This window comes from Streptomyces sp. NPDC058246, assembly GCF_042881985.1.
Taxonomy (GTDB): domain Bacteria; phylum Actinomycetota; class Actinomycetes; order Streptomycetales; family Streptomycetaceae; genus Streptomyces.
In genome coordinates, this window is sequence record NZ_JBHVWZ010000005.1 from 156,666 (window position 1) to 179,102 (window position 22,437).

Sequence of the window (22,437 nt, forward strand, 5' to 3'; positions counted from 1 at the left end):
ACCGGAGGGTATTTCGCCCCCGCCTCCCCTACCCATTCCCGTACCTGGGGGCTGCCGCCCCCAGACCCCCGCCAAAAGACTGCGCAGTTCCCCGCGCCCCTAGGGGCGGCGCCAGGCCTCCAGGGCCAGGCCCGGCTCGGCCTTTCGGCGGGTGAGGAGGAGGTCCCCGCTCGCGGGTGAGAGGCTCGCCGCGACGACCCGCCCGTCCTCGTCCTCGGCCAGCGACACCCGCGCATCGGCGGGGAGTTGAGGTCCGGACTCGGCCCACCACGCCCCCGCCGACTCCTGCTCGGTCGGATAGGCGGCGAAGACGACCCGCCCGCTCGCCGAGCGCTGGCCGACCAACGTGCAGTCGTGGCCGTCGAGTTCACAGCGGATGGCGGACACGGGCCCGGGCCCGGCACTGGCGAGCAGCGGCGCGGGCTTGGCGCCGGGACGCCAGGCGCACAGATCGCCGCTGTCGTCGGTGAAGAAGAGGGTGGTCGAATCGGCGGAGGTGGCGAGCGCGTAGAGAGTGCCGGGGCGTGCGGGGGTCTCCAGCTCCTCCTCCAGGACCGGTTGCTCGCCCGGCTCCTCCTGACGCCAGTGCAGGAGGCGGCCCGGCCCGGCCGCGTACAGCTCGACGCGGCCGGACTCCCCCGTCACGGCCGCCAGGTCCTCGTGCACGTCACGCCCCTTGAGGTCGCGCCAGGGGCCCCAGCCGCCCTTCTCCTTCTGGGCGACCATGCTCACCCCGCCGCCCTTGTTCCGTACGAAGACATGGGCGCGCCCCTCGGCGTCGACCGCGACGGCGGGTGTGCCGGTGCGGTCGCCCTTCTTGTCGGGGTGCCCGATCGGGTTCCAGTCGAGGGCGGCCAGCCGCGGCCTGAAGTGCGTCGAGTGGACCAGGCCCGACTCGCCGGTGACGGTGGGGCGCCAGGAGACGAGGTGGGCGTAGCCGTCGGGGCCCTGGCCCACGGCGAGCACGGGATGCACACGTTGGTCGCCGCCCACGGTGCGCGGAGCGTCCCAGGGGCCGCCGGGGCCGCGCTCGGCCCGGCAGCGGACAGCGGCCTCCGACAGCAGGTACGCACTGAGCCTGCCGTCGCGGCCGCGTATGAGCCAGTCGCCGTTCACCTTCACCGGTTCACTTTAATCGGCGACGGCCCGGTCACCGAGGGCCGCCCCCGAGCGCGCCCAGGGCCCTCCCCACCATCCGCTCACAGCCGCTTGGCGCTGCGGAACAGCCCGGCGTAGAAACCGTTGCCGTCGATGCGCGAGGCGCCGCCCTTGTCGCCCATCGTCGGACCGTTGACCTCCTTGCGGCTGGAGATGAAGACGCGGTGGCCGTCGGTGTCCAGCCCGAGGTAGAGGGCGACATGGTCGATGTGGTTGCCGGTGCGGTGGTCCATCTTGAAGAACAGCAGGTCGCCGGGCTGCAGCACGTCGATGTTCTTCGGGCGCGTGTACCAAGGGGCGGGGCCCTGCATCTTGATGACGTCGACGCCCACCTTCGAGCGGGCCATGCCGTCGGCGGTGCGCGGCAGGCCGTCGCCGGCGGTGTTGGTGGCCATCAGCGGATAGCGGGCGCGGTAGCCCCAGATCATCCGCATGAAGCCGGAGCAGTCCAGGGCCCGGTAGCGCTCCGGGCGGGCCGGCATGGTGGTGCCGCTGCGGAAGGTGTACGAGATGCCGAGGTAGTCGTAGAAGTCGTTCTGCTCCAGGCGGTCCACGCCGTCCGCCTTGAACGGGCCGAACACCGCGTCCCCCGCGTACGGGATGCCCTCGTCGTCCTTCTTGACCGGAGCACCCTGCACGTACTGGAAGGCGTACGCGAAGATGTCGTCCTCCTGGCTGCCGTAGTACTGCTTGAACCAGTCCTTGAACCACTTCTCCTTCTCGGCGCCCTTGGTCCACGGCTCGGGCATCAGCCGCACCCAGTCCTCCGTCACCACCTTGGACGCGGTGTTGGCGGGCTCGCTGAAGGTGCGGGAGGGGCCGCGCAGGGTGGCGGTGCGGGCGTTGTCCGTGAAGGTGCCGAGGACCTGGCCCTTGGCCCCGCGCAACACCGTGCGATCGGGGTTCTTCAGGCGCTCCCAGGTCTGTTTGCCGCCCTGCTGTCCGGTGCTGGACTCCAGGTTCGGCTCGTCCGTGACGGCCTGCACCGAAGGCGCCTTGGCCTGCTCGTCCTTGCGCAGCTCCACCGTGAGGTAGCCGCTGGCGCCGAGCAGTGCGAGCACGGTCACGGCGTGGACGACGGGGCGCTTCTTCTTGGGGGACATGTGGGTCGACTCCGGTGGTCAGGCGGACGGCATGACGCCGAGGAGGATTCCGGCGGTGAGGACGACATAGGCCATGAGCGTCACCGAGCCGGTGGCCAGCAGGGTGGGGCCCTTGGGCTGGCGGACCAGCTGGTAGGCGATCAGGCCGGGCACGATGAAACCGAGCGTCTGGTTCGCGTACATCAGCGGGAACTCGAGCGACAGCACGATCATCACGGTCGCCTGAAGCGTCACGCCGAGCAGCACGACCGCGGCGAACAGCCGCTTGCCGTACAGGATCACGAACTTCTGCATCAGCAGGGTGCCGACGTATGTCAGCACGGTCACGCCGACCACCATGGCGGCGCGCTGGAGGTCCTCGACGAGGGTCAGCGCGAGCCAGCCCGGGGTGATCATGCCGCCGGGCGAGAGGTTGGTCGTCAGATAGCAGACCAGCGAGAAGAGCAGCCCGATGGCGATGCCTATCGCGGCGATCTCGGGGGTGAGGACGGAGGGGATCAACGGTGCTGCTCTCCTGGGTTCTGCCACTGCTGAGAGTCGTCGGCGGGGGACGCGGGCGGGACGCGGGGCTCGAACAGGCCACGGGACTGCGGGAGTTCGGGGCGCTGCGGGGTTTCGGGGTGCTGCGGGGTCTCGGGGTGCTGCGGTCGGGGCTCCCGGTGCTGCTGAGGTTCCCCGTGGTACTGCTGGGGTTCCCCGCGATACCGCTGAGGCTCCCCTTGTTGCTGCTGAGGTGCGACCGGCGCCTGGACGGCGGTCGGCCAGGGCTCACGGGACTGCCGGTCCTGCTGGGACTGCCGGCCCTGCTGGGGCTGCCCGTGCTGCTGAGGGGCGTACGGCTGAGGCGGCTGTGGCTGCTGGTGTGACTGCGGCGGTGACTGCCGCTGCGGGTACGGCCGCTCCGTGTCGCGCTGCGTCGGCACATGGATACCGGCGTGCGGCGTGTACCGGGCCTCGTACGCCTCCGAGTACGGCTGGTACGGGTCGAGGTGCGGCGCGTACAGCTGCACTGTCTCGACGTGCTGGGCGACCGGTGCCTCCGCCGCCGCGGGCTCCTCCCGTACGTCGTCGGGGGTCTCGTCCGCCGGAAGCTCGGCGAGGTGCTCCAGAAGGACCTCGCCCTGGCCGTGGATGTTGCCGATGGCGACGAGCGAGGAGTCGGCGCCGAGGCGGCCGAGGAGCTGCTCCATGAACTCCTCGGGGTCGCGCCGGTCGCCGCCGAGGTCGACGGCGCGGTCGCGGTACGCGGCCGGGATCGCGTCGATGGCGGACTTGGCCGGGTGGCCGATCACGAAGACCTGCTCGGGGTCGAGCTCAGGGATGATCTCGCCCATCTGGCCGTTGCGTTCGACACGGTCGGGGCGGCAGTTGATGACGACGTTCAGCGGGCGGTGGATGGCGCCGAGGTCGAGCAGCTGGTTGATGTTCATCAGCGTCGACTCGGGGTCGTTGGCCGCGAAGACGTTGGCGAAGCGCAGCTTCTTGTCGTCGTGGGTGACGTACCGCTCGACGGACAGGACACCGGGGTCCGGCGGAGCGTCGTACATGCCCTGGAGGGCGGTCTGCCGCTCCACGCCGACGAGTTCGGCGACCTTGAGTGCGATGGAGACGTTCTCCTTGAAGGTGAACCAGCTGAAGCCGCGCAGCTCCTCGTCGCTGACCGTGTCCGGGTCGGCGTAGATCAGCTCGCAGTTCCGGGTGTCCGCCTCCTCCTGGAGGATGTGGAAACGATCCTTCTCGGCGGTGACGCAGATGCCGCCCTCGGGCATGGACCGGCACAGGGAGCGCGCCACATCGTCGAGGGTCGGGCCCATCTCGGCCAGGTGGTCCTCGCGGACGTTGCACAGCACGCCGATGGTGGAGCGGATCAGCTTGGACTGGTTGATCTCCTGGAGGGCCGGCATCACGGCCATGCACTCGATGACGAGGGCGTCCGGATTGTATGCGGCGGCGCGCCGCACGATGCCGATCTGCTCGACGACGTTGGCGATGCCGAACTTGCGGTAGACCGGCTCCTCCGTGGCGTCGGGGTGGATGAACCGGGCGGCGGTGCCGGTGGTCTTGGCGACGGTCGTCAGATCGCCGCCGCGCAGGGCGCCCGCGCACAGCCGCGTGATGGACGACTTGCCGCGGATGCCGTTGACGAGCACGCGGGTCGGGATGTGGTCGAGGTTCACGAAGTGGCGCCGCTGTTCGACGATTCCGGCGATCAGCAGGATGGCTCCGCACACCACGAGCACGGTGTAGAGGAAAAGCACGGTTTGGGTCCTAGTTCCTTCCGACTCCGGCGGGGGTGCGTGCCCCGCCGTCGCGTCCGCGCCGCTGCCCCTGGAGCTGCTGTCTGATCAGCTCCAGGCTGCGGGCGACGGCGCCGACCTCGTCGTGGTGGCGCGGATAGAGCACGGTCTTGCGGTCGCCGCCCGCGAGCGCCTCGGCCTGGCGGGCCAGTTCACGCAGCGGGCGTACGACGACGATGTGCAGCCAGCCCAGGCAGGCCGCGGCGGCGGTCAGGCCGAGCAGTCCGGCGAGGACCGTGCGGTTCTGCAGGCTGTACTCGGGGATGGCGAGGCCAGAGGCGGGCTGCCAGCTGACGACCTTCCACTGCAGGGACTTGGCCTCGCCGCCGCCGGTGAAGGGGGCCACGGCCGTGACGCGTACGGTGCCGCCGCGCTGGACGGTGGCGTAGGCGTCCTTCTTGCCGAGCAGCGGGGTGAGGAAGGAGGGCGCGTCCTGGAAGGCGAGGTAGCCGGAGTCCCCGCCGATGACGCGGTTCCTGGCGTCGAGAACCCGGACGTCGCCCATGCCCTGGCGGCTGAGCAGCGCGTTCAGGAACTCGATGCGGAACTCGCCGACCACGGCGGCTCCGTCCCGTCCGGGTGCCTCGGCGGTGGCGGTGATGACGGGCTTCTTGCCGCCCTCGCCGGTGACTTCGAGGGACTTGGTGGAGGGGCCCTTGCCGGCCGTGTGGTGGGGGGTGTGCCCGGCCTGGGCGAGGATCTTGCCGTCGGCGCCGAGGACGTACAGCGACTGGTAGCGGTCGTGGTCCTCCAGGGTGCGCGCCAGGACCGTCTTCATGTCGTCGGCGGAGGTGCGGTCGCCGATCAGCGCGGCCACCGCGGAGAGGTCCGCGTGGCCCTCGTTGAGGGCGCGGCGCACCCGGTCGCTGACCGTGGCGGTGCGCGACTTCTGGTCGCGGACGATCTGGTTCGGTACGAGGACGGAGCTGTCGGCGCGGTTGAGCACCAGCATCAGCGGCGCCGACCACACGAGCAGCAGCACGGCACAGACGGCGAGCAGGGCGCGCGCTCCCAGACCCTTGCGGGGCGCGGGAGCGTCCGGGTCGGCCGGGGCCCCCTGCAACTGAAGCCGCAGCCGCTCCAGGGCGGAGCCGACCCGGGCGGCCTCCCCGGCCCTTGGCACGGTCACCGGGCGCGCGAGGTCGCCTCGGGTGAGCCGGCGGCTCTCCAGGAACAGCCGGATCAGCGGGCGCTGCACGGTGCCGAGCAGCAGCATGATGGCGAGGCCGCCGATCAGCAGCAGGGCACCGGCGGCCGCGATGCCGAAGGCGGGCCGGGTGAGCTGTGCGGTGCGTTCCCTGACGTCGACCTGGGTGACGACGGTGAGCCCGAGGCCACTGGCCACGGTGGTGTCACCGGCGACGGGCGCGGAGAGTGTGGCGTATCCGCCGACGGTGCGTACGTTCTGGGTGGCGCCCCCGGTCAGATGGCCGCTGACGCCCGTGTAGCCGCCGGAGCCCGGCTTCTTGGCGGTGATGGGGTTCTGCTCGGCCTTCCTCGCGGCGAGCGAGGCGAAGGACTTCAGCTGCTGCTGGGCACGCTTGGCGTCGAGGCTGCCGTGGCTGCTGAGGACCCGTCCGGTGGAGTCGACGACGCCGATGGCGCGTCCGCCGGAGAGGCTCACTCCGGGGAAGGTCAGGCTGCTGGAGGCGACCAGGAGCTGCTGCGGCTGCCCCTTCCAGGAGAGCACGGCGAGGATGACCAGACGGGTCTGGCCGTTCTCCATGCGCACCATGCGGGGGGCGAGGCCGTCCTTGGCGGAGAGCTTGGTGCGGTCGATCGCGGTCAGCGGCACGTTCTCGCCACGGGCGGCGAGCAGGTTGCCCGACTTGATCTCGATGACGGCGGTGCCGCGCCATTTCTGGTAGACGTCGCCGACCTTGTCGAGGACGGTGTCCGCGGAGACGGGCTGTCCCTCGTTGAAGAGGGTGGCCGTGTTGGTGAGGTCGCTGATGGACTCGTCGAGCGAGGTCCGCAGGGCGACGGCCCCGTCCTCGGCGACGTACTGCTGAGAGGTCAGTACGGCCTTCGGGACGAGGACGCTGTCCGGTTTGCCCAGGGTAAGAGCGGTGATACCGGCGAGCGTGAGGAGCAGAACGGACAAGACAGCTATGGGTGGACGTATCCCGCCAATCAGGGACATGTCAGCCCTTCGGCGGACCTTGTGCCGCCGCTTCGGACGCGCAGCGGCCAACGGGGTGCTCCTCTCAGGCAGTTACAGGGCACACCTCTGCCACGAATGACACGGCACGCCCCAGAGGGCACAGGTGTGCCACTCGTTCTCATCAGACAGCCAAACGACTCAAAGGGTTGCACATCTTAAAGAAACAGGTAGGAAATCTGTTTGTGTCCGGTCAGGGCCGGGCATACGGAACCCTCGCGTCCTACCCTTGTCCGCTGCTCCGCCCCGCCCCGCGTGAGCCTGTGCCGCCTCTGTGGCTATCTTGGGTTCGGCCATGAGTGTGACAGTGAACCGAGCGAAAACGATCAGCGTCGCGGCGACGATCGTGGTCCTTGGCGTACTCGCGGCCGGGCTCGCCGCCTACGGTTTCGGCCGGGCGAGTCAGGCGCGCGGGGGCGCCCCGTCCCCGGACCGGGCCGGCACGGCCTCTCCCGGGGGCGTCAGCGTGGAGCGCCGGATCACCGACTTCACCGCCGGGTTCGGACCGGACTCCGGGTACCGCGAGCCGCGCCGGGACGAGCGGCAGGCCGTCGCCGACGCCGTGGGCCAGATCCTCGACGGCCACCCGGACCGCGCCCGCGCCCTGCTCTCCGACATCGACTTCCAGCTGCGTACCGTGACCGACTCCACATCCGGACGCCGGTACGCGGAGCTGTCCGACCGCACCGAGGAGAGCCCCGCGCCGCGCGGCTGGGGCCGCGTCTACATCGACCTCTCGGCGCCGGTCCGCTGGTCGGTGCAGGTGCCGCACCCCGTCGCCGACGCGGACACCGAACGGCTCGGCGCCCGTGTGCTGCTCGGCTCGCCCGGCGGGTTGCTCGTGCTCGCCGGCGCGCACCGCAGGGCCGGGGTGGGCGACGCGGCGGACATGGCCCACCGGCGCGACTCCGTCTTCGACGCCGTGTGCGACGAGCTGGCCCGGCGCGGGCTGCCCGGCATCCAACTGCACGGCTTCGCCGACGACTCCGCCCCCGACCACGACGTCGTCGCCTCCACCGGCAAAGGCACGCTGGGCCGCGCCGAAGGCCGCCGGCTCGCCGCCGCGCTGGACGACCGGGACTTCGCGGTGTGCCGCGCCTGGGTCCGCTCGTGCCCCCTGGAGGGCCACGACAACGTCCAGGGCCGCACGGCCGCCGCGCGGCACGTGCCCTTCCTGCACATCGAGTTCGCCCGCTCCGTCCGTACGAGCGACGCGCGTACCTCGCAGGCGGCGGCCGCCATCCGTACGGTCACCTCGCAGTGGGCGAAGGGCACCTGAGCCGGTCCCGCATACAACCTTTCGATCACCGAGTGGTCTGTTCAGTGGGTGTTCGAAGACGGCCACCCGTGATTCGAAAGTCATGTGGGGGAATCTGGATGACCGCACGCACCCATGCCCGTTCGGCTGCCGCCGTGGCCCTGTCCGCGGCCACGGTTCTCGGCGTGACCGGACTGGCCCCCGCCGCCGCGGCCGCCGCTCCCACCGCCGCCGGCCGCACCTCGTCGGACTTCAACGGTGACGGCCGGCCCGATCTCGCGATCACCGCTCCCACCATGACCGTCGACGGCCTGAGGCAGGCCGGGGCGGTGACCGTCGTCTACGGCTCCGCCACCGGGTACGACACCGCGCACAGCCAGATCATCACGCAGGCGACCGACGGCGTGCCCGGCGATCCGACCGCCGAGCGCCGCTGGGGCTACCTCGGCGGCAACGGGGATCTGAACGGCGACGGGTACGACGACCTCCTCGTCCGCTCAAGCTCCAGGTGGACGGTCCTGTGGGGCGGCACGAACGGCCTGAGCGGCGCCGGCGAACTGCCCGCGGCAGGGGGCGGCGAGGGGACGCCGAGTTCCCCCTGGCTGTTCAACTACCAGGCCGACGTGGGCGACATCGACGGCGACGGCACCGCGGACCTGGCCGCGCCCGCCCAGGTGGACGGCGCCTGGGGCCTGGCCGTGTACCACGGCCCGTTCGACCGCACGGGCGCCCCCGAGCGCATCGAGTTCCGCGACACCGAGGAGAAGGACGACGGGTACGCGCCCGGAACGGTGTTCGTGGGCGACATGACCGGTGACGGCGTGGCCGACATCGTGACCCACGGCAACGAGCGGGACTTCACTTCGACCGGGCGCCTCTACGTGGGCTCGGCGTCGGGCCTGACCGACGCGGGAACCATCAAGGCGACCGGTGGGGGCGCGTTCGGCGACATCGACGGCGACGGCTACCAGGACTTCGTCAGCGGGAACGGCCACCCGGGGACGGCCGCCGCGCCCGGCGGCGCCGTCTACGTGACCTACGGCGGTCCGGGCGGCATGAGCACGACGCGCGCGCCGCGGACTCTCACGCAGTCCACCACCGGCGTGCCGGGAGTCGACGAGAAGAACGACCGGTTCGGCGACGACGTCGTCCTTGGCGACACGAACGGCGACGGCTACGACGACCTCGTCATCGGCGCGCCGTGGGAGACCGGCAGCGACCCTGAGGCCACCTCCCGGGCGGGCGCGGTCACCGTACTGCGCGGCGGGCCGCACGGCGTCACCACCACAGGTGCCCAGGTGATCACGCAGAACACCAAGAACGTGCCGAGCACGTCGGAGGCGGGCGACCACTTCGGCGCCGCGGTGCACGTGGCCGACGGCGAGGTCGTGGTCGGCGGCAACGGTGAGGACAGCTGGAAGGGCCGCGTGTGGCGGCTGCCTGCCACCGCCGGCGGCGTCACCGGAACGGGCAGCACCAGCTTCAACGTCACCGCGCTCTCCGGCCCGTCCGGCGCCGCCCACTTCGGCGAGGCCTTCAGCCGCTGACCCGTCCGTCTCCCGCGGGCCGGTCCCGCATCCGCTCCCGGGGCGTGCAACCCTTGCCTCATGACCGCCCCCTCGCTCGTGATCGTCGACGCCGCGAACGTCGTCGGGTCGGTGCCCGACGGGTGGTGGCGGGACCGCCGCGGCGCCGCGGAGCGACTGCGCGACCGGCTCGCCCGGGACGGGCTCCCGGGGCACGACGGTCCCATGGAGCTCGTCCTGGTGGTCGAGGGCGCGGCCCGGGGCGTGGAGTCCGTCCCGGGAGTACGCGTCGTCGACGCTCCCGGCAGCGGCGACGACAAGATCGTGGAGCTGGTGGCCGAGGCCGGCGACCGGCCGGTCCTGGTCGTCACGGCGGACCGCGAACTGCGGCGCAGGGTCACCGAGTCGGGGGCGGAGGTGGCGGGGCCGCGGACGGTACGGGGTGACGCGTGAGCGGTCCTTCCGCCCCCTCGGCCCTGCCCGTCCCGTACCTGGGCACCCCGCCTCCACACCCCCGCATCGGCCTGAACCGTCTCGTCCTCGAACGCCGGGCGGCCTGAGGGTTCACGGCGTTCGCACGTACAGCACCGCTCCGTCCACCGCCCCCGCCTCCTCGTAGTCCGCCGCCAGCAGGCGCCGCAGCGAGGGAACGCGGTCCGGGGCGTACGGCCTGCCCTGGGAGTCGTCGACGACCAGGGCGGGTGGATGGGTGGTCATTTCCTCGCGGAAGGCGGGCCAAGCACCGGCCACGGCGTACTTCTCACCGACCTGGGGGCCGTCGCGACCCCCGCTGTAGTTCGTCAGAAGCCCGGCGGTGAGGAAGCGGCTCGCGGGCCTGCGGTCGGCCAGCCAGTACGTCTCGGGGTGCATCCCCCACACCAGCACCCGGTCACCGGGATCCGTACGGTGCCCCAGCGCCTCCGCGACGCGCTCCGCGTGCGCGAGTTCGGGACGCGGCGCGAGCAGACCCCAGGCCAGGAACAGCGTGCAGCAGCAGGCCGAGGTGAACAGCGCGGTCGCCAGCCGGTCACGCGGCAGGATCTGCAGCGCGGCGGTCGCCAACAGGGCGACGGGCGGGATGAGTTGCAGGTAGTAGTGCCCGAAGAAGTGGAAGCCCAGCATGACCGCCAGCGCCGACGAGGCCAGCCACAGCCACAGCTCCGCCGCTCCGGTGCGGGCGATCCGCAACACCCGTACGACCGGCGGGATCAGCCCCGCGCAGGCCACCGCCAGGATCGCCGTGTTGATCAACCCCCGGAACAGAACGTGCAGTTCGGACCCGGTGAAGGCGGCGTACGCGGCCGAGCCGGTGACCGTCCAGAACAGGAACCCGGAGGGGTCGGTGAGCAGCGCCGCGCACAGGACCGGAAGTGCCATCCCAACTCCCAGCCGCACCAGCCCGGTTCGCGAGAGGCCGTACCGCCACAGCTGCCACACCACCGGCACCAGCACCGCCCCGCCCGTCTGCTTCGTCAGACACGCGCAGGCGACGGCGAGCCCGGCCGCACCCCAGCGGCGCCGGTCCGCGCACCACATCGCCGCGGCCGTGCACGGCAGCATGAACACCTCGAAGGTCGCGGCCTGCGCGTCCTCGGGGTTGAGCCCGATGGAGGCCAGCAGGTACAGCACGCCCGCCGTGCGCCCCGCCGCCCCGCCCCAGCGGCGCCGGGCAAGGGACGCCAGCAGCACGGCGGTCGAGAGCTGGGCCAGCACCGCGAGGACCCGTACCGAGGTGAGCGAGTCGGAGCCGCACAGCGCGAACGCCGCTTCGTACAACCACGGCACGAACGGCGGCTTGCGGTCCACGACGGTCTCGTACAGCCGTCCCCCGGCCGCCAGCATCCGCGCCTGTATGGCGAGATAGCCCTCGTCCGGGTTCCACAGCGGCCGTACGAAGGAGGGGGCCCGGGTGACGCAGGCGAGCAGGACCAGTACGGGCAGGACCCGTCTCCAGTAACCGCGGCCCGATACCGGGGGCGTGACTACGGAGCGTGGTGAACCCAGGACCTCGGCGAGCATACGGTGCACGCTATCCGGCCCCGCAGTCTCCACCGAAGCGGGACATACGGGGCCGGGGCATCAACCGGGCCGATTACCCGGCGTTGTGGCCGGGCGGATTCGGAACCCCGCCGGCCGGCGTCTCCTCGTGGCGGCCGAGACGACTGTGCGAGCGCCCGTACAGGAAGTAGACGGCGAAGCCGATCACCATCCAGATCGCGAACCGCAGCCACGTCTCCGCGGGCAGGTTCAGCATCAGCCACAGCGAGGCGAGCACCGACAGGATCGGCACCAGCGGCACCAGCGGAGTGCGGAAGGAGCGGGGCAGGTCCGGGCGGGTGCGGCGGAGGATGACGACGCCGATCGCGACGACGACGAAGGCGAAGAGCGTGCCGATGTTGACCAGTTCGGCGAGTGTGCTGAGGCTGGTGAAGCCCGCCAGGATCGCGATGATCACGCCGAGCAGGATGGTCGGCCGGTGCGGGGTGCGGAACTTCGGGTGGACGCGGGAGAAGAACCGCGGCAGCAGTCCGTCGCGGCTCATCGCGAAGAAGACCCGGGTCTGGCCGAGCAGCAGGATCATGCAGACCGTCGTCAGACCGACGGCGGCACCGAAGCTGATGACGCCCGCGTACCAGGGGTGTCCGGTCGCCTTGAAGGCGTCGGCGAGCGGGGCGTCGACGGACAGCTGGGTGTACTTCTGCATGCCCGTGACGACGATCGACACGGCGACGTAGAGCGCCGTGCAGATGAAGAGCGAGCCGAGGATGCCGCGCGGCATGTCCCGCTGCGGGTTCTTCGTCTCCTCGGCGGCCGTCGCCACCACGTCGAAGCCGATGAAGGCGAAGAAGACGACGGAGGCGGCGGTGAAGATGCCCATCACACCGAAGTTGGTGGGCGCGTACCCGAACATCAGCTGGACGAGCGGGGACTGCAGACCGCCGCCGGCCGGCTGCGGCCGCGCCTCGGGGATGAACGGCCGGTAGTTGCCGCCCTTGATGAAGAAGGCGCCCGCGATGATCACGATCAGGACGACGGTGACCTTGATCGCGACGACGACCGAGGTGACCCGGGCGGAGAGCTTCACGCCGATGACGAGGATGGCGGTGAGGACCAGCACCAGCGCGGCGGCGAGGATGTCGAACCCGAACCCGGCGGTCCCTTCGCGCCCACTGAGATAGTCGGGCAGGTGCCAGCCCGCGTTGTCCATCAGCGAGCGCACATACCCCGACCAGCCGACGGCGACCACCGCCGTGCCGAGCGCGAATTCCAGGACCAGGTCCCAGCCGATGATCCAGGCGGGCAGTTCCCCGAGCGAGGCGTACGAGAAGGTGTACGCCGATCCCGCCACCGGGACCGTGGAGGCGAACTCGGCGTAGCAGAGCGCGGCCAGACCGCAGACGACTCCCGCCGCGACGAATGCGAGCGACACCGAAGGGCCCGCGTTCTCCTTGGCGACCTTGCCGGTGAGAACGAAGATGCCGGTGCCGATGATGACACCGACGCCGAAGACGGTGAGATCCAGAGCGGACAGCGACTTCTTGAGTGCGTGCTCCGGCTCCTCAGTGTCCAAGATCGATTGTTCGACCTTCTTCGTCCTGAAGAGGGTGCTGCTCACGGGCGTACCTCCCACGCTTGTCGTCCTCGACATGATCGAGGGGGCTCGTGCTGCGTATGCCCCGACATGGGTGATGTCACGCGAACGGGCCGGTTCCACCACCCGTACAGGGTGCGGAAACCGGCCCATTGGACCTGCGTGATGGTACGTCAGTCGCGCGCGGGCTCCACCGAGTCAACGACCTGCGCCGCGGTACCGGCGAAGCGTCCGTCGAGCTTGGCGACCAGACCGGTGACCTGGCGGGCGATGTCCGGCGCGGTCAGGCCGATCTCCGCCATGACCTCGGCACGGGAGGCGTGGTCGAGGAAGCGCGGCGGGATGCCGAAGTCGCGCAGCGGGACGTCGACGCCCGCGTCGCGCAGGGCCTGCGCGATCGTGGAGCCGACGCCGCCGACGCGGGAGTTGTCCTCGACGGTGACGACCACGCGGTGCTGCTCGGCGAGCGGGGCCATGGCCTCGTCGACCGGCTTGACCCAGCGCGGGTCGACCACCGTCGTGGAGATGCCCTGCTTGTCGAGCAGGTCGGCGATCTCCAGGCACATCGGCGCGAGCGCGCCGACGGACACGAGCAGCACGTCGGGCGCGTCGGTGCCCGGGGCGCGCAGCACGTCCATGCCGCCGATCCGTCCCACGGCGGGCACGGCCGGCCCGACCGCGCCCTTGGAGAAGCGGACCACCGTCGGCGCGTCCTTGACGTCGACGGCCTCCCGCAGCTGGGCGCGGACCTGGTCGGCGTCGCGCGGCGCGGCGAGCCTGAGGCCCGGCACGACCTGGAGGATCGACATGTCCCACATGCCGTTGTGCGAGGCGCCGTCGGTGCCCGTGACGCCCGCGCGGTCGAGGACGAAGGTGACACCGCACCTGTGCAGGGCGACGTCCATCAGGACCTGGTCGAAGGCACGGTTGAGGAAGGTCGCGTAGACCGCGAAGACGGGGTGCAGTCCGCCGGTGGCGAGGCCCGCGGCGGACACGGCGCCGTGCTGCTCCGCGATGCCGACGTCGTACACCCGCTTCGGGAAGGCCTTGGCGAACTTGTCGAGGCCGACCGGCTGGAGCATCGCGGCCGTGATGGCGACGACGTCCTTGCGCTCCCTGCCGAGCTTGACCATCTCCTCGCCGAAGACGGAGGTCCAGTCGGCGCCGGAGGATGCGATCGGCAGGCCGGTGTCCGGGTGGATCTTGCCGACGGCGTGGAAGCGGTCCGCCTCGTCCTGCAGGGCGGGCTGGTAGCCGCGGCCCTTCTCGGTGAGGCAGTGCACGATGACCGGGCCGCCGAAGCGCTTGGCGCGGGCGAGCGCCGACTCCAGGGCCTCGATGTCATGGCCGTCGATCGGACCGACGTACTTCAGGCCCAGGTCCTCGAACATGCCCTGCGGGGCGATGAAGTCCTTCAGGCCCTTCTTGGCGCCGTGCAGGGTCTCGTAGAGCGGCTTGCCGACGACCGGGGTGCGCCCCAGGAGGTCCTTGCCGCGGGCCAGGAAGCGCTCGTAGCCGTCCGTGGTGCGCAGGGTCGCCAGGTGGTTCGCGAGGCCGCCGATGGTGGGCGCGTACGAGCGCTCGTTGTCGTTGACGACGATCACCAGGGGGCGGTCCTTGGCGTCCGCGATGTTGTTCAGCGCCTCCCAGGCCATGCCGCCGGTGAGGGCGCCGTCACCGATGACCGCGACCACGTGGTCGTCGCGCTCCAGGACCTGGTTGGCCTTCGCCAAGCCGTCGGCCCAGCCGAGGACCGTGGAGGCGTGCGAGTTCTCGATGACGTCGTGCTCGGACTCGGCCTGCGACGGGTAGCCCGAGAGGCCGCCCTTCATCTTCAGCTTCGAGAAGTCCTGACGGCCGGTGAGCAGCTTGTGGACGTAGGACTGGTGGCCCGTGTCCCACAGCACTCTGTCCTTCGGCGACTCGAAGACGCGGTGCAGGGCGATGGTGAGCTCCACGACACCGAGGTTGGGGCCGAGGTGGCCGCCGGTCTTGGAGACCGCGTCGACGAGAAAGGTCCTGATCTCGCCGGCCAGCTGGTCCAGCTGCTCCAGGCTGAGCCGGTCCAGATCGCGCGGTCCCCTGATGCGGGTCAGCAGCGGCACCCGTGCCTCCTTGCAGTTGAGCTGTTCGAGCTTTGCCGGGTCTGTCGAGTCTAATGTTCCGCCTTTCATGACGACGTCCGGGCTCCGCGTTGTACGTCACGCGAACGGCCGTAAATCATCCGTACACGCGTTCCTTTCGCAACCGCACGCTCGTCCCGTTCACGGACCGGCGCGCTGGGCTCCGGACATGGAAGTGCCCGGTACCGCCGTTGGTACCGGGCACTTCGTCATGGGCCCAGAGGACCGGGATCGCTACGCGCGACCGGCGGTCTTCTGGGTCTTGCGCGTCACCGCGTCGATGACGACGGTGGCGAGAAGCACACCACCGGTGATCATGTACTGGACCGGAGAGGCGATGCCCTCCAGCGCCAGGCCGTACTGGATCGAGACGATGACCAGTACGCCGAGCAGCGCGTTCCAGGTACGGCCGCGGCCACCGAAGAGGCTGGTGCCACCGATCACGGCCGCCGCGATGGCGTTCATGAGGAGGTCACCCGCACCCGCGCCCTGGTTGGCGGAGGCGATCTTCGAGGCGATGAACAGACCGCCGACCGCGGCGAAGGTGCCGGAGATCGCGAAGACCGAGATCCGCACCATCTCCACGTTGATACCGGCACGCCGGGAGGCCTCGACGCTGCCGCCGAGCGCGAAGATCTTGCGACCGTAGGAGGTACGGCGCAGTACGAAGTCCGTGAGCAGCAGCACCGCGATGAAGATCACCACGGCCAGCGGCAGACCCTTGTACTGGTTGTAGACGATCGCCACGGCGAAGGCGAGGATCGCCAGCAGCACGGTGCGCGCGATGGTCTCGCTCAGCGGCGCGGACGGCACCCCGGCGGCCTCACGGCGACGGTTGCCGAAGTAGGAGCTGAGGAAGTACACGGCGGTCACGGCGACCGCGAGTACGTAGGCGGCGGCCACATCGGTGAAGTAGTAGCTGGTCAGCTTGGCGACGACGCCGTTGCTGTCCAGGTTGATGGTGCCGTTGCTGCCCAGGATCTGGAGCATGAAGCCGTTCCAGAACAGCAGACCCGCCAGGGTGACGGCGAAGGCCGGCACACCGATGCGCGCGAACACGAAGCCGTGGATGGCGCCCGCGACCGTGCCGGTGAGGATGGCCAGGATGAAGGCCAGCCACTCGTTCATGCCGTGCGTGACGTTCAGCACCGCGAAGGCGGCGCCCGCGACACCGGAGACCGAACCGACCGACAGGTCGATCTCGCCGAGCAGCAGTACGAAGACGATGCCGACGGCGATCATGCCCGTGCCGACCATGGCGACGGAGATGTCGGACAGGTTGCCCGCGGTGAGGAAGTTCGAGTTCAGGCTGGCGAAGATCGCCCAGATGATGATCAGGCCGATGACGACCGGGATGGAACCCAGGTCGCCGGACTTCATCTTGCGCTTGAACTCGGAGAGGTAGCCCGCGAAGCCCTGCTCGCGGACGAGCAGCCGGGGGTCGACCACGGTGACCGCCTTGGCGGCCGCCTCGGGGTTCTCCACGGCGTGGTCCTCGGGGGTGGCGGAGGTCTTGTCGATGCTCACTTCTGAGCCTCCCCATTGTTGCGCGCCGCGCGACGGGTCACGGCGTTCTCCGTGGCGCCCGTGATGGCGGAGATGATCTCTTCCTGGGAGGTCGACTTGACCTCGAAGACGCCGTTGTTGCGCCCGAGGCGCAGGACGGCGACCTTGTCGGCCACAGCCTTCACGTCAGCCATGTTGTGGCTGATGAGGATCACCGCGTGGCCGCGCTCTCGCAACCGCTCGACCAGGTCGAGGACCTGGGCGGTCTGCTCGACACCGAGGGCGGCGGTGGGCTCGTCGAGGATGACGAGCTTGGGCTCACCGAGCATCGAACGGGCGATCGCCACCGTCTGGCGCTGACCACCGGAGAGAGAGGCGATCGGGATACGGACGCTGGGGATGCGGATGGACAGCGTGTCCAGCAGCTCGCGCGAGCGGCGCTCCATCTCGACCTCGTCCAGGATGCCGCGCTTCTTCAGCTCGCGGCCCAGGTAGAGGTTGCCGACGACATCGATGTTGTCGCACAGCGCGAGGTCCTGGTAGACCGTCGCGATGCCCAGCGACTGCGCGTCGTGCGGCTTGTTGATCTGGACGGGCTTGCCGTCCCACTCGATGGCGCCCTCATCGATGGGGTGCACGCCGGCGATCGTCTTGACCAGCGTGGACTTTCCGGCGCCGTTGTCGCCCACCAGGGCGACCACTTCACCGGCGTGGACCTCAAGCTCTACGTCGGTGAGCGCCTGGACGGCACCGAATCGCTTGGAGACCCCGCGCAACGCCAGAACAGGCGTAGCGGACACGTGAACCATCTCCTTCGCCGCCTGACCCGGCGGGAGGTTGTGCAGAAAGTTTTGGAGGGGGGGTGTACCGTCCGGCGCCCCGCCTAGCTTGCGGGGCTGTTGGATGCGGGGCGCCGGAGGGGCTCGATTACGCAAGTCCCGTACGGGAATTCAAGAGCGAATTCCCGTACGTGGATAGAGACTTGCGGAGGTTTACTGCAGGCCGATCTTCTTGCAGTCCGCGGCGTAGGCCGAGGTGCAGATCTCGTTGACCGTGTAGACGCCGTCCTTGATGACGGTGTCCTTGATGTTGTCCTTGGTCAGCGAGGTGACCGGGACGAGCACCGACGGGATGGCCTTGTTGGTCGGGCTGTCGACCTTGTCCTTGGCGACGGTGTCGAGCGCCTTGCCCTGGGCGAGCGCGACGGCCATCTCGGCGGCGGCGTCGGCCTCGGGGGCGTACGGCTTGTAGACGCTCATGTACTGCTCACCGGCGACGATGCGCTGCACACCCGCGAGCTCGGCGTCCTGGCCGGTGACCGGGACGGAGATGCCGGCGGCCTTGAGGGCGGTGATGATACCGCCGGCCATGCCGTCGTTGGCGGAGTAGACGCCGATGATGTTCTTCTTGCCGAGGGCCGAGATGGCGCCCTCCATGTTGGAGTTGGCGTTCTCCGGCTTCCACTCCTTGGTGTCGTACTCCTTGCCGATGTTCACCTTGCCGTCGAGGACGGAGTGGGCGCCCTTCTTGAAGAGCGCGGCGTTCGGGTCGGTGACCGAGCCGTTCATCATGACGATCTTGCCGCTCTTGGCCTTGGAGCCAAGAGCCTTCAGGAGCGCCTCACCCTGGGTCTTGCCGACGGTCTCGTTGTCGAACGAGGTGTATGCGTCGATCGGGCCCTGCGCGAGACGGTCGTAGGCGACGACCGGGATACCGGCGTCCTTGGCCTTCTGCACCGAGTTCTTGATGGCGGCAGCGTCCACAGCGTCCACGATCAGCACGTCCACCTTGTTGGTGATCATCGTGTCGACCTGCTGGTTCTGCGTGCTGGCGTCCTGCTTGGCGTTGGCGTAGACGACCTCGCCCTTGTTGTTCGTCAGCTCCTTGATCTTCTTCGTGATCAGGGGCTTGTCGAACTTCTCGTAACGCGCGGTCTGGTTCTCGGGAAGGAGCAGACCGACCTTGATCGCGTCGCCCTTCTTGGCAGAGCTGGAGCTGTCGCTCTTGTTGCCGGACTCCTTGGCACTGCCACAGGCGGCCAGCGAAACGGCCATCGCACCAGCGGCAACGGCAACAGCGGCACGACGCATACGCGTGTTCACTTCAGAAACCTCCCTGACGAGGCCGCGTCGTTGCGGCCGAGGTGGCTGGAAGTCAACTCGGCCACGCGTGCGACGTCAAGAAGTAAATACTTAACGAGATGGCAACGGTGCCATGCGTTCTCTAAGTGAAGGCGGGAGCCGCAGCGGACAGCGAGCCATCCAAAAGGGTCGAATCGCCCATCTCGCTGAGCGCGAGAGCAAGCGCGCCGAGCACCTCGGCGCGGCCCCCAAGGGCCCCTGGAAGCACCGAGAGTTGACGTGCGGCGCTGGGGATCGCGTAGCGGCCGACCGACTCCCTGATGGGCCCCAGAACCAGCTCTCCGGCCTCGGCCAGATCGCCGCCGAGGACCACCCGGCTGGGGTTCAGCAGATTGCAGAGATTCGCGACTCCGCTGCCGATGTGGCGACCGACGTCGGCGATCACACGGCGGCAGCCCGGATCCCCGTCCCTCGCCAGTCTGACCACGCCTTCCATGGTCAGGTCGGTGCCGTGACTGGACTGGAGGAGCGGCAGCACATAACGCGCGGCGGCAAAGGTCTCCAGGCAGCCCCGGTTGCCGCAACGGCAGACGGGGCCGGATTCATCGAGGGTGATGTGACCGATCTCGCCCGCTGTGCCGCCCGGCCCGCGGTAGATCTTGCCGTCGATCACCAGGCCCGCGCCGACGCCGCTGGCGACCTTGATGTACGCCAGGTCCTTGACCCCGCGCCCGCTCCCCCAGACCATCTCGCCGAGCGCGCCCAGGTTGGCGTCGTTGTCCACGTGCACGGGCACGCCGAGCCGCCCCTGCAGCTCCTCGGCGGGCCGCGCGCCGGTCCAGCCCGGCAGGATGGAGGTGGAGCCGAGCGTGCCCGATTCGACGTCGATCGGGCCCGGCACGCCGAGCCCCACGCCCGCGATCTTGGTCCGGTCGACCCCGGTGGCCGCGATCAGACGGCTGACCAGCTCTTCCGCCCGGTCGAAGCCCTGCGCGGCGGAGGCGTCCACATCCAGCGGCTCGGACTCCTCGGCCAGCACCTGATGGGCGAGGTTCCCGACCGCGACACGCAGATGCGTATGCCCGAAATCGACCCCGATGACGATGCCGGCGTCCCCGCTCAGACTGACGCTGCGGGCCCTGCGACCGCCCGCCGAAGTGGGTGTGACCTCGACTGTTCCGCCGTCCTTGAGTTCACGGACGATATTGGAGACGGTCGCGGCGGACAGGCCCGTCGTCCTCGCGATCTCCGCCTGCGTGAGCGAACCGGCAAGGCGCACCGCACGTACGACGCGCTCCAGATTGGCTCGGTGCAGCGACGACTGCGACCCCGGAGTCTCCACGACGACCTCCCGCGTACGAGGCCGCCACGATGAGGCCCCGCCTATGTCCAACTAGTGAACTCTAAGCTGAGCTGTTTGGGTTACCTCCCGTCAAGAGGTTGAGCTGCATCCGGCGCGGATGAGCACATGTGAGAGCCGTATTTTCAAGGAAACCCGGCCGACACGGGCGGTGCGGCACATGATCCAGGTCACAGTGGCGGTATCCCGCCCCCTTACAAGTTGTCACGGCCTCGACTGTGAACGTACAAGTTGTCACGGCTTCGGCCGTGAACGATCAATCTTGTGGCCGTTTCGGTATGGCCACGGCACGGCCGACGCGGCGAGGTGTCAGCAGCCCCTCGTGGGCGAGGTGCCGAGGTGGCCGCCGTGCGGTGCACGACGGCCACGAGCTCCTGATCGCCGCACCGCTACTTGAGCGCGCCCGCCGTCAGCCCCTGCACCACCTGGCGCTGGAAGATGATGTACGCGGCGAGAACCGGCAGCATCGCCATCACCAGGCCCGCGAACAGGCCCGACCAGTCGCCCTTGTACCCCTGGCTGGTCGCCAGTTCCACCAGGCCCTGGGAGAGCACCTTCTTGTCCGGGTCGGTGTTCAGCACCGTCGGGAGCATGTACTGGTTCCACTGCCCCAGGAAGTTGAAGATGCCGACGCTGATCAGGCCCGGCTTGGCCATCGGCAGCATGATCTGGAAGAAGGTCCTGGTGTGCGACGCGCCGTCGACGAACGCCGCCTCGGCGATGGAGGTCGGCAGCGTCCTGAAGAAGGAGGTCAGGAAGAAGACCGTGAACGGCAGTGAGTACGCGATGTAGACGAGGATCAGGCCCGGCAGCGTGTTCAGCAGCTGCATGTTGTTCAGTACGTAGAACAGCGGCACCAGAGCGAGCATGACCGGGAAGCTCATTCCTCCGACGAAGAGGAAGTAGATGAAGCGGTTGCCCGGGAACTCGAAGCGGGCGAGCACGTACGCCGCCATCGAGCCGAGCACGAGCGTTCCGACCAGCGAGAAGCCCACCACGATGAGTGTGTTGCCGAAGTAGTCGCTCATGTGCGCCTGCGACCAGGCACGCGACCAGTTCTCGAAGTGGAGCTTGTCCGGCAGCGACCAGGGCGAGCTGAAGATGGAGTCGTCGTTCTTGAAGGACGTCATCACCGCCCACAGGAGCGGCAGGACGACCATGATCGCCCAGATGACGAGGATCGCGTGCGAGAAGACGTTGAGGACACCGCCCTCGCTGCTCTTCGCCTTCGCGGGCGCGGCCGGCGTCTTCGCCACCCGGGGCCGGTCCTCGACCGGCTCCAGGGGCGGCGGGGTGTCAGTGGTCTTCATCAGAACTCCAACCGCTCGCGCCGGCCCAGCCGCATCACGATCGCCGCGAACAGCAGCGTGATGATGAGGAGCGCGACGCCGATCGTTGTCGCGTAGGCGGCGTTCGCGTCACGGAACGCCGATTGGTACACGTACAGCGGGAGGACCGTGGTCGAGTAGTCGGGCCCGCCCGGGCCCACGGTCATGATCTGCACGGCGGCGAATGCCTCGGCACCAAGAGCCAGGATTCCCATGTAGACCCATCCCGACTGCACGGTGTCCCAGAGCAGCGGAAGGGTGATTTTGAAGAAAGTGGTGAATCGACTGGCGCCGTCGAGGAGGGCGGCCTCGTAGAAGTCCTTCGGGATCGAGGCCATTCCCGCGGAGAACAGTACGACGAAGAATCCGACGGTGCTCCACAGGAGCACGGCCATCACACACCAGAGGGCCAGATTCGGATCGCCCAGCCAGTCCGGCTGGACACTGTCGAGGCCGATGGCCTTCAACGTCCCGTTGATGACGCCGTCATTGGGGTTGTAGGCGAACTGGAAGAGCAGGGCGACAATCGCGATGGACAGCACCTGCGGGAAGAAATAGGCGATCTTGTAGAAGCCGGATCCGCGCACTCCGGTGATGGCGGCGCCCTTTCGGCGCCGGCCACCGACGTTGAGCATGAAGGCGAAGAAGAGCGCGAGGCCCAGTGTCACCAGCGGCAGCAGGAGAGCGAACAGCAAGCTGTGCTGCAACGACTTCCAGAAGATGTCGTCGTGCAGCATTCTGGTGTAGTTCGCGAAGCCGACCATCTTGAAGTCGGGGCTCAGGCCGGTCCAGTCCGTGAACGAGTAGTAGATCGCCTGGATGAACGGCCAGATCACGAAGATCGCGTACAAGACCAAGGGGGTCACCAAGAACCCCACAATGAACCGGTACTTGCCGTGTTGCATGGTTACCGACCCCGATCGTTTCGCGGGTGCCGCCGCTGG

The 22,437-nt window shown here is 69.4% G+C and carries 17 protein-coding genes; 3 read left to right on the plus strand and 14 right to left on the minus strand.

Features of this window, described 5'->3' with window-relative positions; all coding sequences use genetic code 11:
• Positions 1–99 precede the first annotated feature (99 nt).
• From ACFVXA_RS09820 to ACFVXA_RS09840, 5 genes are all read right to left on the minus strand, one after another.
• On the minus strand, positions 100–1,116 hold the full coding sequence (locus ACFVXA_RS09820) for a hypothetical protein (protein WP_383738429.1): 1,017 nt from the start codon (positions 1,114–1,116) through the stop codon (positions 100–102).
• Positions 1,117–1,199: 83 nt separating this feature from the next.
• The gene (locus ACFVXA_RS09825) at positions 1,200–2,261 is read right to left on the minus strand and encodes an NlpC/P60 family protein (protein WP_362017311.1); all 1,062 of its coding nucleotides are present in this window, start codon (positions 2,259–2,261) and stop codon (positions 1,200–1,202) included.
• Between the two features lie 18 nt (positions 2,262–2,279).
• The gene (locus ACFVXA_RS09830) at positions 2,280–2,762 is read right to left on the minus strand and encodes a poly-gamma-glutamate biosynthesis protein PgsC/CapC (RefSeq protein ID WP_327432493.1); all 483 of its coding nucleotides are present in this window, start codon (positions 2,760–2,762) and stop codon (positions 2,280–2,282) included.
• Positions 2,759–4,519, minus strand: a complete 1,761-nt coding sequence (pgsB, locus tag ACFVXA_RS09835) for a poly-gamma-glutamate synthase PgsB (RefSeq protein WP_390024545.1) — start codon at positions 4,517–4,519, stop codon at positions 2,759–2,761. Before pgsB ends, ACFVXA_RS09830 begins: the two co-directional genes overlap by 4 nt.
• Positions 4,520–4,529: 10 nt before the next feature.
• Positions 4,530–6,701, minus strand: a complete 2,172-nt coding sequence (locus tag ACFVXA_RS09840) for a HAMP domain-containing protein (RefSeq protein WP_362017306.1) — start codon at positions 6,699–6,701, stop codon at positions 4,530–4,532.
• Between the two features lie 313 nt (positions 6,702–7,014).
• Here ACFVXA_RS09840 and ACFVXA_RS09845 point away from each other — a divergent pair, with 313 nt between their 5' ends.
• The 3 genes from ACFVXA_RS09845 to ACFVXA_RS09855 all read left to right on the plus strand — a co-directional run bounded on the left by ACFVXA_RS09845 (position 7,015) and on the right by ACFVXA_RS09855 (position 9,956).
• Positions 7,015–7,998, plus strand: a complete 984-nt coding sequence (locus tag ACFVXA_RS09845) for a hypothetical protein (protein WP_389752267.1) — start codon at positions 7,015–7,017, stop codon at positions 7,996–7,998.
• A gap of 98 nt (positions 7,999–8,096) precedes the next feature.
• A complete protein-coding gene (locus ACFVXA_RS09850; RefSeq protein WP_384017616.1) occupies positions 8,097–9,524 on the plus strand; it encodes an FG-GAP repeat protein in 1,428 nt (475 codons plus the stop codon).
• Positions 9,525–9,584: 60 nt separating this feature from the next.
• The gene (locus tag ACFVXA_RS09855; RefSeq protein ID WP_362017300.1) at positions 9,585–9,956 is read left to right on the plus strand and encodes an NTP pyrophosphohydrolase; all 372 of its coding nucleotides are present in this window, start codon (positions 9,585–9,587) and stop codon (positions 9,954–9,956) included.
• Positions 9,957–10,067: 111 nt separating this feature from the next.
• Here ACFVXA_RS09855 and ACFVXA_RS09860 read toward each other — a convergent pair whose 3' ends face one another.
• The 9 genes from ACFVXA_RS09860 to ACFVXA_RS09900 form a co-directional block, all read right to left on the minus strand.
• Positions 10,068–11,522 carry an ArnT family glycosyltransferase gene (locus tag ACFVXA_RS09860; RefSeq protein WP_390024547.1) on the minus strand — a complete coding sequence of 485 codons (1,455 nt, stop codon included), beginning with the start codon at positions 11,520–11,522 and terminating at the stop codon, positions 10,068–10,070.
• Between the two features lie 73 nt (positions 11,523–11,595).
• A complete protein-coding gene (locus tag ACFVXA_RS09865) occupies positions 11,596–13,119 on the minus strand; it encodes an amino acid permease (protein ID WP_362017296.1) in 1,524 nt (507 codons plus the stop codon).
• A 149-nt stretch (positions 13,120–13,268) separates the two neighbouring features.
• Positions 13,269–15,200 (minus strand): 1-deoxy-D-xylulose-5-phosphate synthase, encoded by a 1,932-nt coding sequence (gene dxs / locus ACFVXA_RS09870; RefSeq protein ID WP_362017294.1) that lies wholly within the window; start codon positions 15,198–15,200, stop codon positions 13,269–13,271.
• Between the two features lie 252 nt (positions 15,201–15,452).
• A complete protein-coding gene (locus tag ACFVXA_RS09875; RefSeq protein ID WP_362017292.1) occupies positions 15,453–16,745 on the minus strand; it encodes a sugar ABC transporter permease in 1,293 nt (430 codons plus the stop codon).
• A complete protein-coding gene (locus ACFVXA_RS09880) occupies positions 16,742–17,533 on the minus strand; it encodes an ATP-binding cassette domain-containing protein (RefSeq protein WP_362017289.1) in 792 nt (263 codons plus the stop codon). The genes ACFVXA_RS09875 and ACFVXA_RS09880 overlap by 4 nt, the downstream gene beginning before the upstream one ends.
• A 183-nt stretch (positions 17,534–17,716) precedes the next feature.
• A complete protein-coding gene (locus ACFVXA_RS09885; RefSeq protein WP_362017613.1) occupies positions 17,717–18,814 on the minus strand; it encodes a substrate-binding domain-containing protein in 1,098 nt (365 codons plus the stop codon).
• Between the two features lie 133 nt (positions 18,815–18,947).
• Positions 18,948–20,147: an ROK family transcriptional regulator gene (locus ACFVXA_RS09890; protein ID WP_362017287.1), complete on the minus strand. Its 1,200-nt coding sequence runs from the start codon at positions 20,145–20,147 to the stop codon at positions 18,948–18,950.
• Positions 20,148–20,554: 407 nt separating this feature from the next.
• The gene (locus ACFVXA_RS09895) at positions 20,555–21,475 is read right to left on the minus strand and encodes a carbohydrate ABC transporter permease (RefSeq protein ID WP_362017285.1); all 921 of its coding nucleotides are present in this window, start codon (positions 21,473–21,475) and stop codon (positions 20,555–20,557) included.
• Entirely contained in the window at positions 21,475–22,398 is a 924-nt protein-coding gene (locus tag ACFVXA_RS09900; RefSeq protein ID WP_362017283.1) for a sugar ABC transporter permease, read from the minus strand. The genes ACFVXA_RS09895 and ACFVXA_RS09900 overlap by 1 nt, the downstream gene beginning before the upstream one ends.
• Between the last annotated feature and the right edge of the window lie 39 nt (positions 22,399–22,437).